Source organism: Streptomyces adelaidensis, assembly GCF_016598475.1.
Taxonomy (GTDB): Bacteria; Actinomycetota; Actinomycetes; order Streptomycetales; family Streptomycetaceae; genus Streptomyces; species Streptomyces adelaidensis.
Genome location: NZ_JAEMUX010000003.1, coordinates 79,867 through 95,842 on the forward strand (window position 1 = coordinate 79,867; position 15,976 = coordinate 95,842).

The 15,976-nt window shown below is 71.5% G+C and carries 14 protein-coding genes and 1 pseudogene; 5 read left to right on the forward strand and 10 right to left on the reverse strand.

The features are described 5' to 3' along the window. Positions 1-2: 2 nt before the first annotated feature. Both I8N67_RS02390 and I8N67_RS02395 read right to left on the reverse strand, forming a co-directional pair. The gene (locus I8N67_RS02390; protein ID WP_200300861.1) at positions 3-1,613 is read right to left on the reverse strand and encodes a carboxylesterase/lipase family protein; all 1,611 of its coding nucleotides are present in this window, start codon (positions 1,611-1,613) and stop codon (positions 3-5) included. Positions 1,614-1,815: 202 nt separating this feature from the next. Further along, positions 1,816-2,253, reverse strand: a complete 438-nt coding sequence (locus I8N67_RS02395) for a DUF4442 domain-containing protein (protein ID WP_200300961.1) — start codon at positions 2,251-2,253, stop codon at positions 1,816-1,818. Between the two features lie 224 nt (positions 2,254-2,477). Here I8N67_RS02395 and I8N67_RS02400 point away from each other — a divergent pair, with 224 nt between their 5' ends. Continuing rightward, positions 2,478-3,548 carry a DUF8017 domain-containing protein gene (locus I8N67_RS02400; protein ID WP_200300862.1) on the forward strand — a complete coding sequence of 357 codons (1,071 nt, stop codon included), beginning with the start codon at positions 2,478-2,480 and terminating at the stop codon, positions 3,546-3,548. A 93-nt stretch (positions 3,549-3,641) separates the two neighbouring features. Continuing rightward, positions 3,642-5,033 (forward strand): MFS transporter, encoded by a 1,392-nt coding sequence (locus I8N67_RS02405; protein ID WP_234044842.1) that lies wholly within the window; start codon positions 3,642-3,644, stop codon positions 5,031-5,033. Here the strand turns inward: I8N67_RS02405 and I8N67_RS02410 are convergent. Both I8N67_RS02410 and tuf read right to left on the reverse strand, forming a co-directional pair. Then, positions 4,995-5,840, reverse strand: coding sequence for a spermidine synthase (locus tag I8N67_RS02410; RefSeq protein WP_200300864.1), 846 nt, complete (start codon positions 5,838-5,840; stop codon positions 4,995-4,997). The two genes, I8N67_RS02405 and I8N67_RS02410, sit on opposite strands and share 39 nt — an antisense overlap. Positions 5,841-5,937: 97 nt before the next feature. Further along, positions 5,938-7,107 (reverse strand): elongation factor Tu, encoded by a 1,170-nt coding sequence (gene tuf, locus I8N67_RS02415; RefSeq protein WP_200300865.1) that lies wholly within the window; start codon positions 7,105-7,107, stop codon positions 5,938-5,940. A 578-nt stretch (positions 7,108-7,685) separates the two neighbouring features. Between tuf and I8N67_RS02420 the strand changes: the two genes are divergently transcribed. Further along, on the forward strand, positions 7,686-8,468 hold the full coding sequence (locus I8N67_RS02420; RefSeq protein WP_200300866.1) for a TVP38/TMEM64 family protein: 783 nt from the start codon (positions 7,686-7,688) through the stop codon (positions 8,466-8,468). Positions 8,469-8,587: 119 nt separating this feature from the next. On the opposite strand, the gene I8N67_RS02425 is transcribed toward I8N67_RS02420, so the two are convergent. After that, positions 8,588-9,757 carry a thiolase family protein gene (locus I8N67_RS02425; protein ID WP_200300867.1) on the reverse strand — a complete coding sequence of 390 codons (1,170 nt, stop codon included), beginning with the start codon at positions 9,755-9,757 and terminating at the stop codon, positions 8,588-8,590. A gap of 91 nt (positions 9,758-9,848) precedes the next feature. On the opposite strand from I8N67_RS02425, the gene I8N67_RS02430 reads away from it, so the two are divergent. After that, positions 9,849-10,319, forward strand: coding sequence for a winged helix-turn-helix transcriptional regulator (locus I8N67_RS02430; RefSeq protein ID WP_200300868.1), 471 nt, complete (start codon positions 9,849-9,851; stop codon positions 10,317-10,319). 65 nt (positions 10,320-10,384) lie between these two features. Here I8N67_RS02430 and I8N67_RS02435 read toward each other — a convergent pair whose 3' ends face one another. The 3 genes from I8N67_RS02435 to I8N67_RS02445 are packed head-to-tail and all read right to left on the reverse strand — an operon-like array spanning position 10,385 to position 13,241. Further along, complete coding sequence (locus I8N67_RS02435; RefSeq protein ID WP_200300869.1) at positions 10,385-11,098, reverse strand: cupin domain-containing protein; 714 nt, start codon at positions 11,096-11,098, stop codon at positions 10,385-10,387. After that, positions 11,092-12,027: a DUF6807 domain-containing protein gene (locus tag I8N67_RS02440; RefSeq protein WP_200300870.1), complete on the reverse strand. Its 936-nt coding sequence runs from the start codon at positions 12,025-12,027 to the stop codon at positions 11,092-11,094. The genes I8N67_RS02435 and I8N67_RS02440 overlap by 7 nt, the downstream gene beginning before the upstream one ends. Then, the gene (locus tag I8N67_RS02445) at positions 12,024-13,241 is read right to left on the reverse strand and encodes a Gfo/Idh/MocA family protein (protein WP_200300871.1); all 1,218 of its coding nucleotides are present in this window, start codon (positions 13,239-13,241) and stop codon (positions 12,024-12,026) included. The genes I8N67_RS02440 and I8N67_RS02445 overlap by 4 nt, the downstream gene beginning before the upstream one ends. 347 nt (positions 13,242-13,588) lie before the next feature. Here I8N67_RS02445 and I8N67_RS02450 point away from each other — a divergent pair, with 347 nt between their 5' ends. Continuing rightward, entirely contained in the window at positions 13,589-14,464 is an 876-nt protein-coding gene (locus tag I8N67_RS02450; protein WP_200300872.1) for an undecaprenyl-diphosphate phosphatase, read from the forward strand. Between the two features lie 418 nt (positions 14,465-14,882). Here the strand turns inward: I8N67_RS02450 and I8N67_RS42200 are convergent, their stop codons facing one another. Together I8N67_RS42200 and I8N67_RS42205 are read right to left on the reverse strand one after the other, a co-directional pair. Next, on the reverse strand, positions 14,883-15,158 hold the full coding sequence (locus tag I8N67_RS42200) for a helix-turn-helix domain-containing protein (RefSeq protein ID WP_307835125.1): 276 nt from the start codon (positions 15,156-15,158) through the stop codon (positions 14,883-14,885). A gap of 205 nt (positions 15,159-15,363) precedes the next feature. After that, positions 15,364-15,924, reverse strand: a pseudogene (locus tag I8N67_RS42205) (AraC family transcriptional regulator ligand-binding domain-containing protein); the annotation flags it as partial. Between the last annotated feature and the right edge of the window lie 52 nt (positions 15,925-15,976).

Sequence of the window (15,976 nt, forward strand, 5' to 3'; positions counted from 1 at the left end):
CCCTACAGGTTGTCCCAGAGGCCGCATCGATGCTCACTGTGCACGCTCGTACTCAGCCCGTTGCCGCCCTGCGCGGCGGTGCGGAGGGTGAGGATCTTGCCCCCGCCGGCCGGGATCGCGGGCTGGCCCGCGGCCCGTGGCACCCCGTCGCGGATGAAGGAGCCCCAGTAGTCGGTCATCTGGCGGGACAGCGCCCGCTGCCCGGCGTTCAGCGGTGTCTCCAGGCCGAAGTGGCGGAAGAGGTACTGCACCTCGTTGACGTGGGTCGCGCCGAAGTCGAAGTCCGTGTCCAGGGCACGCAGCGAGGCGAACGGTGGGGAGGTGCGGTCGGCGAACTCGTACGCGTACACCGGTCCGCGCCCGGCGAGGGTCCGGTTCAGCCGCAGGGCGGAGCAGGCGAAGCGCTGGTCGCCCTGGGCGGTGGCGTACGCGAGGGTCGGCGAGGGGTACGCGGACAGGGGGTAGCCGTCGAGGGCGCGGTCGCCGAAGTCGGTCCGCATGACCTCCGGGTACCGCTCGGCCGTCAGGGGGTCGCCGGCTCCGTCGAAGCGGCCGAAGGCGAACAGCCGGCCCTCGTCCTGGTTGGCGCCGTTGAGGACGGGCACCCCGGCCGCCGCGCCGCGGACGTACGCCTGTGAGGGCTGTACGGGCAGGAAGGCGCCGCCGACGACGGGCCCCCAGGCCAGTCCCGCCTGGGCGGCGAGAATCTCCTCGGCGGACTTACCGCGCAGGCAGGCCACGTCCGCGCAGTCCAGCCTGGCCATGAAGGTCTCACCCTGCGCGACCGCCGCCTCATGGGTACGGGCCGCGCAGTCGCCGTACGCCCCGCTCTGCACGATTCCGGCGCGGAAGAGGCCCTTCGAGGTCGGCGAGGCCAGCTGGGTGCAGACCGAGCGGCCGCCCGCGGACTCGCCCGCGACGGTGACCCGGCCGGGATCGCCGCCGAAGCGGCCGATGTTGGCCCGTACCCAGCGGAGGGCGGCCTGCTGGTCGAGCATGCCGAAGTTGCCGGAGACGCCGTCGCGCGTCTCGTCGTCGAGGCCGGCCGCGGCCAGGAAACCCATAGCGCCGAGGCGGTAGTTGACGGTCACGACGACGGTGCCGGTGCGGCGGGCGAAGGCATCGGGCACGACGTCCTCGCCCGCGCCCGCGGTGAGCCCGCCGCCGTGCAGCCAGACCATGACCGGGCGGTGTGCGGTGCCTGCCGGGGCGTACACATTGAGGTCCAGGCAGTCCTCGGTGTGGCTCGGCTGCTCGTAGCCGGGGTCCCAACTCGCCGTCTGTACACATCTGTCGCCGAACTCCCGTGCCTCCCGCACCCCTTGCCAGGGCCGCACGGGCCGGGGCTCGGTCCAGCGGAGGTCGCCGACGGGCGGCTGGGCGTAGGGGACGCCGAGGAACTGCCGCCCCTCGGCGGTGGATTCCCCACGGACCCAGCCGGCGTCGGTCCGGACGAGGGCCGACCCCGAGGCGTCCGGCTGGGAGCTGTCCGCCCGCGAGGTGGCCGCCTGGGCGGGTGCGGGGGTCAGGAGGGCGGCGGCGAGGGCGATCGCCGCTACGCCCGAGCGCCGTGAACGGGCGGCGCCGGAACTGCGTGACACGGTTTCTGACATGAGCCGTCACTCCTTCGTGCAGGCCGTCGTGGTGCAGCACGTGTGCGGGTGTCGGCGGGGAAGCTAGGGCCGTCAGTGACTCGTGTCAATGAAGTGAACAGCCCGAAGCCCGATGAACCGGAAGAAACCGTCCGGGTTTCGGGGCTCGGATTCGGAGCTGGATTTCGGGGCTGGATTTCGGGGCTCTGATTTCGGGTTTCGTTCAGCCGTTGGGGCGCAGGGTCCAGACGACGGTCATCTCGCCGGTCACGGCGCCGTCGGCACGGCGGATGGCGATGGTGACGGGGAACTCGGGGCGCTGCCCCGCGTCGAGTTCGGCGACGACGTCGGCGGCGGGGCGACCGAGCGTGGCGGTCGCGGTCACGACACCCATCGCGAGCTTCTTGTACGCGATCTCCGCGCCGACCGCGAGCGGCACGGCCCGGGAGAGCTGGTCCCCGAACGCGGCGAGCACGACCGCTCCACTCGCCGTCTCCCCCAGCGTGAACATCGCTCCGGCATGCGGCCCGCCGACGTGGTTGTGGTACTCCCCCTGGTCCGGCAGCGCCACCACGGCCTTCTCCGGCGTGGTCTGCAGGAACTCCAGCTTCAGGGTCCTGGCCATCGGCACCGTGGCGGCGAGCATCTCGCCGATCGACATCTGGTCTGCGCTCATGACCGGGATGTTACCCATGAGTAGGCAACGCTGGCCAGGGGCGGGAGTGTGATCTCGGCCGAGGGGGGCGCTCAAGGGGACGACGCGTCGGCCGGGTCGTGGTCAAAAGTCATCGCCCCGGGGGTTTTGGAGCCGTTCGTCCCGAGTGCAAAGCCCCATCGTGGACTCCCGTGGCACCCCGCCCCCCGGCGCCTCTATGGTTACGAGCCATGTGGCCAGGACAGCAGCAGCCGCCCGGGGGCGAGCACCAACCGCAGCAGCCGAACCCGTACCAGCAGCCGGGGTACGAACAGTCGGGGCAGCAGGGACAGCCGGGACAAGCGGGATACCCGCAGCAGGGGCACCAGCAGCCCAACCCTTACCAACAGCCGGGATACCAGTCGACAGGACAGCAGCCCCCGTACGGGCAGCAGCCCCAGTGGGGCACGCCGGCTCCCGTGGGACCGCCCGCGCCACCGGTTGCGCCGGGCGGAGGCGGCGGCAACCGGACGAAACTCGTCGCGATCGTGGCGGCCTCGGCCGTCGTCGTGGCCGCCGGTGTGACCGGATTCCTTGTCCTCGGCGGAGACAAGGAGAAGACGCAGACGCAGACCCAGTCTTCGCCCTCCCCGTCGCCCTCCGTGTCGGAGACCGCCACGGACAACCCGCGCGGCGACGAAGCCGGGGCCAAGCCGACCATCGACGGCTGGAAGGTCGTCGTCAACCCCAAGTGGGGCACGGCCTTCGACGTCCCCGCCGAGTGGGACGTCAAGTCGCCCGACACCTTCATCGGCTTCGAGGACGGCGCGAAGGACGACGGATCGGTCCTCATCGGTATGTCGGCGCCCGCCTACCTCAAAGAGAAGTGGTGCACCTCCGACGACGACAAGGACGGCAACGAGTCGGACAGCGCCCTCGCCGCCGTGGGCACCAAGGGCCAGCAGGGCGCCAAGGGCACCGAGGACATCGCCCGCAACGACTCGGCGTGGTGGGTCTTCGGCGGTTACACCGACCAGAAGGACGCCTCCAAGAAGCTGATGACCATCGGCAAGCCCGAGGCGTACACCACGACCTCGGGCGTCGAGGGCAGCGTGGCGACCACATACTCGAAGGGCGTCGCCAAGAAGGGCAAATGCGACACCGACGGCAAGGCGACGACGTTCGCGTTCAAGAACTCGGCCGGTGACTTCGTCTCCTGGACCTTGCACAGCGCCAAGGACGTGAAGGAGGAGGTCCCGGACGCCACGGTGAAGAAGATCCTCAGCACCGTACGGCTGTACGGCGAACCGACGGGCGGCTGAGTCGGCGCGGGCCACTGGAGCGGCGCCGTCGTCCTCTCGTAGCCGTCTCCACGTGGCCCGATCCGGCCGTACGCCCTGAGGAAACGGTTTGGCATGAGTGGCCGGGGCGACGATAGTCGGCAGGTGACGACTCCCGCCGCCTTCCGTCGCCGCCCCGCCTGGGCCGGTCGCAACTACACCCTGCTGACGACGGCCGCGGTCGTCACCAACCTGGGCAGCCACGGCGCCCTGATCGCGGCCGCGTTCGCGGTCCTGGAGACGGGCGGCGACGGCGGGGACGTCGGTCTGGTCGCGGCGGCGCGGACGCTGCCGCTGGTGCTGTTCCTGCTGATCGGCGGCGCGATCGCGGACCGGCTGCCCCGGCACCGGGTGATGGTCGCGGCGAACGCCCTCAACTGCCTCTCGCAGGCGGCCTTCGCGGTGCTCGTCCTCACCGGGGAGCCGCTGCTGTGGCAGATGATGCTGCTGTCCGCGCTCGGCGGCACCGGGCAGGCGTTCTTCAACCCGGCCGCCGAAGGCATGCTGATGTCCTCGGTCACCGCCGAACAGGCGGGGCGGGCCTTCGCGTTGTTCCGCTTCGCCTCGCAGGGCGCCACCATGAGCGGCGCGGCCCTCGGCGGTGTGATGGTCGCGGTGATCGGCCCCGGCTGGGTGCTCGCGGTGGACGCGGCCGCCTTCGCGGTCGCCGGCGGCCTGCGCGCCTTCCTCGACGTGAGCCACGTACCGGAGCGCGAACCGGGGCACGGCCTGCTGTCCGATCTCCGGGACGGCTGGCGGGAGTTCACCGGCCGCACCTGGCTGTGGGCGATCGTCGTGCAGTTCTCCCTGGTCAACGCGGTCATCGTCGCCGCCGACGCGGTGTACGGCCCCCAGGTCGCCCGTGACAGCCTAGGCGGCGCCGGTCCATGGGGCCTGGCCCTGGCCCTGTACGGGGCCGGCAACGCCGTCGGAGCCCTCCTCATGACCCGCTGGAAACCGCGCCGCCTGCTCCTCGTGGGCGTCCTCTGCGTCTTCCCCTTCGCCCTGCCGTCCGCCGCGCTCGCCGTGCCGGTGCCGATCGCCGTACTGTGCCTCACCATGTTCGTCAGCGGTCTGTCGATCGAGGTGTTCGGCGTCTCCTGGATGACCGCGCTGCACCAGGAGATCCCCGAGGACAAGCTGTCCCGCGTCTCGGCCTACGACTGGTTCGGCTCGGTGGCGATGGTGCCGCTCGCCGCCGCCCTGGCGGGCCCGGCCGAGGGTGCCTTCGGGCGTACGGCGGCCCTGTGGGGCTGCGCCGCGCTGTGTGTGGCGGCCACGGCTGCGGTGCTGTGCGTACGGGACGTACGGAACCTGACCCGGCGCAGCCCGCCGGTGGCCCTGGCCAAGCCAGACGCTCGACCGGAAACCCCGCCCGACGCCGAGCCGGGCACCATGCCCGCCACAGACCCCGACGCCGGGCCCGGTTCAGCCGATGCCGAAAGCCCCGTCGGGCGGCTCGGGTGACGGTACGGCGTCCTCCTCGCGCACGGGGGCGGCGCCGCCGATGAAGTCGCGCAGCGCCGGGCCGTGTTCGACCCGCGCCGGGAAGGCGTCGGCGGCGGTGCGCCGGGCCAGGGTGGCGACGTCGAGCGGCTGATGGGCGGCGACGAGCACCGCGTTCCCGAACCGTCGGCCGCGCAGCACCCCCGGTTCGGCGATCAGCGCCAGCTCCTCGAACACCATGGCGAGCGTGGCAAGTTGGGACCGCAGGAACGCGAACGGCGCGGCATCGGCGAGGTTCGCGAGGTACACCCCGTCCACGCGCAGCACCCGCTCGGCGGCCCGCGCGTACGCGACCGTCGTCAGGTGCGCCGGGACCCGTGAGCCGCCGAAGACGTCCCCGACGAGCACGTCGGCGGAGTCCGAGTGGGCCGCTTCGAGCCATTCCCTGGCGTCCGCGCCGTGCAGCGCGATCCCCGCGTCCTCGGGCACCGGCAGGTGCTCCACGACCAGTTTCAGCAGCTCCCGGTCGGCCTCGACGACGTCCTGCCGCGACCCGGGCCGGGTGGCCGCCACATACCTGGGCAGCGTGAGCGCTCCCCCGCCGAGATGCAGCGCGTCGAGCGCCCGCCCCGGCTCCCCCACCGTGTCCAGCACATGGCCGAGCCGCCGCGCGTACTCGAACTCCAGATGTGTCGGCTCGTCCAGGTCCACATACGACTGCGGCGCCCCGTCGACCGTCAGCAGCCAGGCCCGCTCCCGGTCGATGTCGGGCATGAGCTTGGCGGTCCCCTGGTCGGTGACCCGGGTGACGGGTATGGGCTCGTTCACGGCTCCCATTCTGGGGGCAGGAGCGCCCCGGCGGGGACGCGGGGGACCGCGCGGCCGGCCACGACCGGCCCGCGATCCCCCATCCCCCGCGCCCCGCCTACTGAACGGCGGTCACGGTCCCCGCCCCGACGGTCCGGCCGCCCTCACGGATCGCGAACCCGAGCCCGGGCTCCAGAGGAACCTCACGGCCCAGCTCCACATTCATCGTGATCCGGTCACCGGGCCGCGCGACGGCGAGCTCACCGAGGTCGACGTCCCCGACCACATCCGCCGTACGGATGTAGAACTGCGGCCGGTATCCGGTGGCCACCGGAGTCGTACGACCCCCCTCGCGCGCGGACAGCACATACACCTGCGCGGTGAAGTGCCGACGGGGCACGACACTGCCGGGCGCGGCCACCACGTGCCCACGCCGGACGGTGTCCCGCGCCACCCCGCGCAGCAGCAGGGCCACGTTGTCCCCGGCCTGCGCCTCGGACATCGGCTTGCCGAAGGTCTCCAGCCCGGTGACGACCGTCTCGACGTCGGCACCGAGCACTTCGACCCGGTCGCCCACGTGGACGGTGCCCCGCTCGACGGCCCCCGTGACGACGGTCCCCCGACCGGTGATCGTGAGGACGTTCTCCACGGACAGCAGGAACGGCGCGTCCACATACCGCTCCGGCATCGGAACGTATGTGTCCACCGCGTCCAGCAGCGCGTCGACCGACGCCGTCCACCGCGGGTCCCCTTCGAGCGCCTTGAGACCGGAGACCCGTACGACGGGTACGGAGTCGCCTCCGTAGCCGTGCGCGGTGAGCAGCTCGCGGACCTCCAGCTCGACGAGGTCCGTCAACTCCTCGTCGCCCGCGTCGGCCTTGTTGAGGGCGACCACGATGTGGTTCACGCCGACCTGCCGGGCGAGCAGCACATGCTCGGCGGTCTGCGGCATGATCCCGTCGAGCGCGGAGACGACGAGGATCGCCCCGTCGAGCTGCGCGGCCCCGGTGACCATGTTCTTGACGTAGTCGGCGTGGCCGGGCATGTCGACGTGCGCGTAGTGCCGGGTGTCGGTCTCGTACTCGACGTGCGCGATGTTGATGGTGATGCCGCGCGCCGCCTCCTCCGGGGCGCGGTCGATGCGGTCGAACGGCACGAACGTGCCGGCCCCGCGCTCGGCGAGAACCTTGGTGATGGCGGCGGTCAGGGTGGTCTTGCCGTGGTCGACATGGCCCATCGTGCCGATGTTGAGATGCGGTTTCGTGCGGATGTAAGCCGTCTTGGACATGGCGGTACCTCGAAGCCTCTTCAGCGGTACTGAGTGATGACCCGGGGCGCGACTCGAGCGCGCGGCCGGGACGGGGACCCCCAGGTTCTGCCGACCCTCCCCCTGCGGGGTCCGCCGGAATCTCCGGGAAGGGTCAGCTTCGGGCGCCGTCTGCGGCTGCCGCGACGATCAGAACGGCAGCCTTCGGCGCATCCGCGGTTGCCGCGGATGCTGCGAGGAGGAAGGTCTGCCGGAACATGCGTCGATCATCGTCGACACGTCCGCCCACGTCGAATGGTTTTCGTGGCGGGTGAGTTGAGGGGGCGAAGGGAGGCCGGTTGGCCGTCGGACGCTCTGCGAGGTTCCGTGAGAGCTCATGGGCCGAAGGAGAGATGCTTCACAGGACGGCGTACGGGGTGAACGGGGGCACGGTGGCGTGCGTGTTCCGGAAGACGCAGGCGGCGAGGTTTGCGGCACCCGTCGGGCCGCTGCCCCGGCTCTGCCGGGCCGGGCCGGGCGAGCCTGCCGTTCCGCTTGCTGTGACGCCCGTGAGACGTTCCGTACGGCATACACATACACAGGTCGGTTACCGTCGTCGAATGCTCGATGCCACCACCCGCTCTGGGGGCACCGCCACGGTCCTTCCGCGGGCCACCGCCACGGAGCTCGCCGTCGCGACACCCCTCGCCGTCCCGGCCGTACCGCTGGGTCGCACCGCCCGCTGGAGCAGAGCGCTGCTCTCGCCGTGGGCGCGGTTCTCGCTGCTCGTGGCCATGCTCGTGGGCGCCGTGTCGACCGTGCTGCTGTTCGAACCACAGCGGCTGCTGGCCGACGGCTGGCCGCCCCAGCTGAACGGCGGCGCGGCGGCCGTGGCGTTCGCGGTGGCGTACGGGCTGTGCACGGTGGCCTTCGTGCCCCGGCCGATCCTCAACCTCGCGGCGGGCGCCCTCTTCGGCTCCCAGCTGGGCCTGGCCTCCGCGCTCGCGGGCACGGTTCTCGGGGCCGGTATCGCCTTCGGCCTGGGCCGGATCCTCGGACAGGACGCGCTGCGCCCCCTGCTTCGCCACCGCTGGCTGAAGTCCGCGGACGGCCAGCTCAGCCGCCACGGCTTCCGCTCGATGCTGGCGGCCCGGCTCTTCCCCGGGGTCCCGTTCTGGGCGGCGAACTACTGCGCGTCCGTCTCCCGCATGGGCTACCTGCCCTTCCTCCTCGCCACCGCCCTCGGCTCCATCCCGAACACCGCCGCATACGCCGTAGCCGGCGCCCGAGCCTCGGCCCCGACCTCACCGGCCTTCCTGATCGCCATGGCGGCCATCGCCGTACCGGCCCTGATCGGCGCGACCGTGGCTTGGCGCAAGCGCCACCACTTGCGCGCCCGCTGACGCCCCTGGGGGGATCGGCGGGGGATCGGCCCGAAGGGCCATCCCCCCGCCAGGGGCGCGGGGAACTGCGCGACCAGCCCCCACCGGCCCGCACCCGACCAACAACCCCTCGGCCAACATCACACCGCTTCGAGCACCATCGCGTTCGCCAGCCCACCCGCCTCGCACATCGTCTGCAACCCGTACCGCGCGCCCCGCGCACGCATCGCATGCACCAGCGTCGTCGTCAGCCGGGTCCCACTCGCGCCGAGCGGGTGCCCAAGAGCGATCGCACCGCCGTGGACGTTGACCTTGGCCAGGTCCGCCCCCGTCTCCTGCTGCCAGGCGAGCACCACGCTGGAGAACGCCTCGTTGACCTCGAACAGGTCGATGTCGTCGAGGGCCAGCCCCGCCCGGCGAAGCACCTTCTCCGTGGCCGGGACGACACCCGTGAGCATCAGCATCGGATCGGACCCGGTGACGGCGAAGCTGTGCAGCCGGGCGAGCGGGCGCAGCCCGAGCCGTGCCGCCGTCTCGCCGGAGGCGATGAGCACGGCCGAGGCGCCGTCGTTGACCGGGCTCGCGTTGCCCGCGGTGACGTTCCACTCGATCTGCGGGAAGCGCTCGGCGAAGCCGGGGTCGTGGTAGGCGGGCCTGAGCCCGGCGAGGATCTCGGGACTGCTGCCGGGGCGTACGCACTCGTCGCGGGTCACGCCCTCCAGGGGTGCGACCTCGGCGTCGAAGAGGCCGCTCTCCCAGGCCGCGGCGGCCTTCCGGTGGGAGGACACGGCGAAGGCGTCCATCCGCTCGCGCGAGAGCGACCACTTGGCGGCGATCAGCTCGGCGCTGATGCCCTGCGGGACGAGCCCCTCGGGGAAGCGCGCGGCGACTCCGGGGCCGAAGGGGTCCTTGCCCGCCGGCACGTTGGACCACATCGGCACCCGGCTCATCGACTCCACACCACAGGCGACGACCAGGTCGTACGCCCCCGCCATGACGCCCTGGGCGGCGAAGTGCACGGCCTGCTGTGAGGAGCCGCACTGCCGGTCGACCGTGGTCGCGGGCACCGTGTCCGGGAAGCCCGCCGAGAGGACGGCGTTGCGGGTGGTGTTCATGGCCTGCTCGCCGACCTGGTCGACGGCGCCGCCGATGACGTCGTCGACGAGCGCCGGGTCGATGCCCGTGCGGTCGACGAGGGTGCGCAGGGTGTGGGCGAGAAGTTCCACGGGGTGGACGTGGGCGAGGGCGCCGTTCGGTTTGCCCTTGCCGATCGGGGTGCGTACGGCTTCGACGACGACTGCGTCACGCATGGCGGGCCTCCACGACTACCAGCGAGTAGGAAATCCAAACTCACCATAGCTCCGCGAGTTGGAAAAACAAACCCTCCCCTAGACTGGGCCCATGCCCGCCTCCGGAGATCCGCGCCCCTGTTCCATCGCCGACACCCTGGCGGTCGTCGGCGAGAAGTACTCCCTGCTGGTCCTGCGCGAGGTCTGCCTCGGCAACGGGCGCTTCGACCAGCTGGTCCGCAACATCGGGGCCCCACGTGACGTGCTGGCCACCCGCCTGCGGCGCCTGGTGGACGCGGACGTCCTGCAGAAACACGTCTACAGCGAGCGGCCGCGGCGCTTCGAGTACCGGCCCACGCAGGCGGGCCTCGAACTGGAGCCGGTCCTGATGACGCTCATGGCGTGGGGCGACCTCCATCTCCGGAAAGACGACGATCGCCCCATGGTGATCGAGCACATCTGCGGCAACGAACTGGTCCCGACGGTCACCTGCACGGCCTGCGGCGGCGAGGTCCGCCACGAGAACCTGATGGCGCACCCACAGGCACCCGGCTGGTCGGTGACGGGCCCCACGGCTCCGTGAGGCAAGCCCGCAGCCGCCCCACCACAGTTCCCGCCGGCGCCCAAGGCGCCCGCGTTCGCCCCAGCTCAGTCCCCCTTGTAGACGTCGAGCCGCCCGCACATCCCGAACTTGCCGTACGCCGAAGGCTGTTCCGCCCTGACGACCGCGCCGGCGAGGTGGGACAGATCCCCCTCCTCCAGCCGGTCCAGCTGCTCCCCGGTCGCCGCGGCGGCGCTCCGCGCACCCCGCTCCCAGCGGGCCCGCCACTGCGCCAGCCGGGGCCGTACCAGCGCGGCGGCGGCCCGGTGGAACGCGGCGAGCGGCTCTGGGCCGGACGCGTCGCGCAGCGCCCGGTAGCCCTCCAGGGCGAGGTCGCGCCGGGCGCGGGCGACCCGCTCCTGCTCCTCCTCCGGCGCGTCCAGCGGGATGCGGGTGGCGGAGGCGTAGGTCTCCGGGTCGGTCAGGTGGTGCGGGGGCAGCGTGAGGACGGCGTCGCCCGCCTCCGGCAGTCCGCTGTTCTGCATGAGCACGGTGATGCGCAGGTCGTCCTCGTTGACCAGCCGGTGGATGGTGCCGGGCGTGAACCATGCGACCGTCCCGGGCGACAGCGGGGTGACCTCGTGCCCGGAGGCCGTCAGCGTCTGGACCGCGCCGCGCCCGCCGGTGACGACGTACGCCTCCGAACAGGTCAGATGCATATGAGGGGTTCCGCCGCAGACGCCGTCGGTCGCGGGCCAGTCGTAGACGGACAGGTGCGAGACGGCGACCCCGCCCGGCAGTCCCTCGTACGCGCTCACCACGGGTGCGCCTCCAGGTACTTGCCGATCTCCTCGCGCTCCCAGGCGCCGTCCGCCACGACGACCCGGTAGCGGCGGGTGAGCGTGTCTCCGGGAGCCAGCTCCAGCTCCTCGAAGAACGCCCAGGAGGGCGCGACGGCGGCGAACGGCTCGTTGCGGACGAACCAGTGGGCGGGATGGGCGCCCCCGGCCCCCGTGTGGTCGTTCTCCGGCGCGTGCGCGAAGACGAGCGTGGCATGCCCGTCGGTGCCGTCGTGCTCAGCCGAGTACGCGAGCCAGGGCGCCTGCCCGCCCATCAGCTCCGGGCCCTCGGCGTCGGGCCCGATGATCCGCCCGTCCCGGAAGGCGCGCGGGCCGCGCCAGAACAGGCCCGTGTAGCCGGCCATCTCACGCCCCGCGGTGGTGGGGCTGCCGAACAGCAGCGGCTCGTCCCGGCGGTTGGTGATCGCGCTCGTCCAGGTCAGCGCCCAGGACCCCGACTCCGTGTCGACGTCGTGGATCTCGATCCGGCGCTCCTCGTCGGCCCACAACTCCCCGGTGTACGGGTGCCAGGTCAGCCGCTCGGCGATCACGACCCGCTCGCCGTCCGACTCGACGACGTCGAAGCCCACATGCGCCATCGAGCCGACCCGCTCGGGGATCGGAAGATAACCCTCGCCGTGCACATACGAGTTGCCGCCCCACAGGTTCTGGCCCGACAGATGCGAGGCCGTCAGCTGGAGGCCCTTGTGCCAGCGGTGGTCGTTGGGCCGGAAGTCGGTGACGACATCCCCGGCCAGCGTCCGGATCGGGTGCAGATACGGCTTCGGGGCCTCCCAGGCCGCCTCCGTCCGGTAGACGTAGCTCAACAGCTCGACGCCGGTGGTCGGTTCGGTGACCGTGATCCGGTCGCCGTGGGCGTGGCCGACGCGCAGCCCGTCGTGGAAGGTCATGCGGGGATCTCCTCGGTCGCGTCGGCGGACACCTGGGCGGGTTCGGGCGCCCAGCCGGGGGCGCCTCCGTGCATGGCCGTGTAATAGGGGTCGCCGGGCCCGATCTCCCCACGCCGTACGGTCGCGTCCGTGAACGCCGACTTGTACAGGGCCGCGATCAGCTCCAGGCTCGTACGCCCGTCGGCGCCGCTGCTGCGCGGCTGTTCACCGGCGCGCATGCTCGCCACCAGCTCACGCAGCTGCGCCAGGTGCGAGCTGGGCACGTCGTCGCCGAAGTCCCGCCAAGTCGCCGCGTCCGCGTCCGGGGTGCCCGGGGCCGCAGTGATGGACCAGTTGGCGTTGGAGTGGCCGTACAGATGAGTCAGTTCGACGGTGGCGCGCTCGCAGTCGATGCGGATACGGCTGACCTCGTCGGGGCTGAGGACGCTGTTGACGACGGTGGCCAGCGCGCCGCTCTCGAAGCGCACGAGGGCCGTCGAGACGTCCTCGGTCTCCACGTCGTGGACCAGCCGCCCGGCCATCGCCCGGACCTCGCTCCACGGGCCGAGCAGATCGAGGAGCAGATCCATCTGGTGGATGCCGTGGCCCATGGCGGGCCCGCCGCCCTCCGTCGCCCAGCGGCCGCGCCAGGGCACGGCGTAGTAGGCGGTGTCCCGGTACCAGGTCGTCTGGCAGTGCGCGACGAGCGGGCGCCCCAGCGTCCGCTCGGCGATCAGCTTGCGCACATGCCGCGAACCCGAGCCGAAGCGGTGCTGGAAGACGATCGAGGCGTACGGCCCCCCGGTCTGCGCGCCCTCCTGCGACTCGACGGCGTCGAAGTCGGCGAGCGTCGGCACCGGCGGCTTCTCGCACCACACCCAGGCGCCGGCCCGCAGCGCGGCGATCGTCTGGTCACGGTGCAGGGTCGGCGGGGTGCAGACGCTCACCAGGTCGGGGCGCTGCTCCGCCAGCATGCGGTCCAGGTCGGTGTACCCGTTCGGGATGCCGTGCTCCGCGCAGAACTTCGCCACCGCGTCGGCGTCGATGTCGACCGCCGCGACGACCTCGGTCTCGCCCTCCTCGGCGAGCTGCGCGAGCGCGGGCAGGTGGGAGCCGCCGCCGATGGCGCCGATGCCGATGATCGCGGCGCGGACGCGGCGTCCGGCAAGGGGTGCCGGGGGCTGGTTCGGCACGCGGTCCGAAGTCGGGCTCGGGTCGTTGCTGGGTGTGGACATGGACGTGATCAGCACTCCATCGAACGGGACGTCGGACGTCGGCCAACGCCTGGTGGCCAGGGCTCCGGCGGAACGGCGAACCCTCGCAACGGCAAGCGCTTTCCCTCGCCAGCAACGTATGTGCGGACATAGAGACTGGTCAACACCACGGATTCGGCCGTTCCACCCCTCGATACGTCCGGCCCGCGCGACCCCCCGCTCATCCCCCGTCCGGCCCTGCGAAACCCCTGTGACAGCCCTGTCCCCAAGGGGCGCTAGGCTGCGTCCAACACCTGTGATCACCCGCCCCGCGGCGCGGCACGTCTTCCGTCGGCCCTCCACGATCAGCGCTTGGACCACGTAACTTCATGTCTTGGTTTGAATCACTCATCCTCGGACTCGTCCAGGGGCTGACCGAATTCCTCCCCGTCTCCTCCAGCGCGCACCTGCGCCTGACCGCGGCTTTCTCCGGCTGGGAGGACCCGGGCGCGGCCTTCACCGCGATCACCCAGATCGGTACCGAGGCCGCGGTGCTGATCTACTTCCGCAAGGACATCGCCAACATCATCTCGGCGTGGTCCCGCTCCCTCTTCAACAAGGAGATGCGCGGCGACCACGACGCCCAGATGGGCTGGCTGGTGATCGTCGGCTCCATCCCTATCGGTGTCCTCGGTGTGACGCTGAAGGACCAGATCGAGGGCCCGTTCCGCGACCTGCGCATCACGGCGACGACGCTGATCGTCATGGGCATCGTCCTCGGCATCGCGGACCGTCTGGCCACGCGCGACGAGACGGGTGGCAAGCACCGCGCCATCAAGGAGCGCAAGAGCCTGGAGCAGCTCAGCGTCAAGGACGGCCTCATCTTCGGCCTCTGCCAGGCCATGGCCCTCATCCCCGGCGTCTCCCGCTCCGGCGCCACCATCAGCGGCGGCCTCCTCATGGGCTACAAGCGCGAGTCCGCGGCCCGCTACTCCTTCCTCCTCGCCATCCCGGCCGTGATCGCCTCCGGCGGCTACGAGCTCAAGGACGCGATGGAGGGCGGCCACGTCTCCTGGGGCCCGACGATCTTCGCCACGATCATCGCCTTCTTCGTCGGCTACGCCGTCATCGCCTGGTTCATGAAGTTCATCACCACGAAGAGCTTCATGCCGTTCGTCTGGTACCGCATCGCTCTCGGCATCGTCATCATTGTGCTGGTCAGCGTGGGTGTGCTGAGTCCTCATGCGGCCGAATCCGGCGGCTGAACCAGGGCCGCACAGGTAGCGCTATCTAGCATTTCCTAGCGCCTGATTGCAGCACCACGCCATGATCATCTCCCACTCATCTCCCACTTGTCTCCCACCTGGGAGGCGGGACACACTCCCCCTAGCTAGGGCGTGTGCGTCCGCAAAGCAGGGATGACACGGAAGGGCCCGCACGGCAAGTCGTGCGGGCCGGCCCTGTGCCTTGAAGCGCGTCTTGTACGCCGCCGCGGCCCGCCGCACCGCCGCCAGCCGCTCGCCACGCGGCCAGACGTCGTGCACGCCGTCGAACTCGGGTATCGAGCGGGCGCCGATCGCGGCGAGATCGGGATCAGTTCGCCATGCCTGCTGCACCATGAATCCCTCCTGGCGGATCGTTCCTCCCCCAAAGGGTGCAGCCGAGTCGGGTCCGGCACTTGTCTCAGCGCGACAATTCTGGTCGGTCGGCGGCACGGGAATGCCCTGCAGGCCGACGCAGCTCACGCGGACTCACGCCGAACCAGCGCCTTACGGCATGGCTGAGCGTGGACTGCTCGGTGAACCCGACAAGCACAGCAACCTGACCGAATGGCAGGTCGGTCGTGGTGATGTAGCGATGTGCTGCGTCGCGCCGTACCTCGTCGAGTACCGCTTCGAACGAGGTTCCCTGCAAGCCTGCGCTGGAGCGTCCGCGGGTGTACGGAGAGGAGGCGCGCAACGCCCGCGATCACCGGGGGAGCGGAGCTCAGGGTCCCGGCCAGGGCGCGCCGGACCTGTATGGAAACCTTACGTCCAGGGTCCGCGTAGTTGCCGGCGAGGTATTCCACGGCGATGCGCCGGGTCGCCTCGTCGGCGGTGTCGAACCGCTCGTCGAGGAGGCGCCGTTCGACCCGGAGCGCCGCCGTCGGAGAGCCGAACTTCACGTCGGCGCCGAAGAACACGGTGTAGCGGCGGACGGGAGAGAGGGGCTGGTGCGGGAACTCCGCGGACCGCAGCCCCGTCCAGCCGCCGACCAGCGCCATCCCGACCCGGTGGAAGAGCCCGAGCCCGAGCTCCATTGCCTGCGGCGAGTACTGCGACTCGTGCAGGTCCTTGCGGTAGGTGAGGGCGACGACCCCGCGGCGCCCACGAGGGTCGGCCTCGCCCCGGACACTGAGCGCCGGGCTGTGCACGAACATGTACTTCGACGTGAGGGCGAGCGCCTCGGCGATCGTCGATGACGCCTCGATCACCACCGCCAGCGGGCCGAGGATCGTCAGGTCCTGCGCCTCCGCCAGCCGCAGCCCGAGGTCCGGGCAGCCCAGCTCGGCCGCCGCCGCGTCGAGCACGAGGTCGTTGGAGGTGATGGGGATGAGGCCCTCGTCGGAGTCCAGCGCCGTCCGCGCGATGCCGAACCGGCCGAGCAGCCGGTCCGCGTCACCACCCAGCCGCTCGACGAGCGGCACGAAGCCGCGCAGGCTGGCGGTGCGGATCATCGGGACCATGGAGGGAGGCTAACGCCGCTCGTCGAAGCCAAGGCCGACCGCTCGGACGACT

Coding starts and splice junctions, on each gene's coding strand:
- I8N67_RS02390 (WP_200300861.1), bottom strand. CDS start 1,613: ATGTCAGAAACCGTGTCACGCAGTTCCGGCGCCGCCCGTTCACGGCGC.
- I8N67_RS02395 (WP_200300961.1), bottom strand. CDS start 2,253: ATGTCGATCGGCGAGATGCTCGCCGCCACGGTGCCGATGGCCAGGACC.
- I8N67_RS02400 (WP_200300862.1), top strand. CDS start 2,478: ATGTGGCCAGGACAGCAGCAGCCGCCCGGGGGCGAGCACCAACCGCAG.
- I8N67_RS02405 (WP_234044842.1), top strand. CDS start 3,642: ATGAGTGGCCGGGGCGACGATAGTCGGCAGGTGACGACTCCCGCCGCC.
- tuf (WP_200300865.1), bottom strand. CDS start 7,107: ATGTCCAAGACGGCTTACATCCGCACGAAACCGCATCTCAACATCGGC.
- I8N67_RS02420 (WP_200300866.1), top strand. CDS start 7,686: ATGCTCGATGCCACCACCCGCTCTGGGGGCACCGCCACGGTCCTTCCG.
- I8N67_RS02425 (WP_200300867.1), bottom strand. CDS start 9,757: ATGCGTGACGCAGTCGTCGTCGAAGCCGTACGCACCCCGATCGGCAAG.
- I8N67_RS02430 (WP_200300868.1), top strand. CDS start 9,849: ATGCCCGCCTCCGGAGATCCGCGCCCCTGTTCCATCGCCGACACCCTG.
- I8N67_RS02440 (WP_200300870.1), bottom strand. CDS start 12,027: ATGACCTTCCACGACGGGCTGCGCGTCGGCCACGCCCACGGCGACCGG.
- I8N67_RS02445 (WP_200300871.1), bottom strand. CDS start 13,241: ATGTCCACACCCAGCAACGACCCGAGCCCGACTTCGGACCGCGTGCCG.
- I8N67_RS02450 (WP_200300872.1), top strand. CDS start 13,589: ATGTCTTGGTTTGAATCACTCATCCTCGGACTCGTCCAGGGGCTGACC.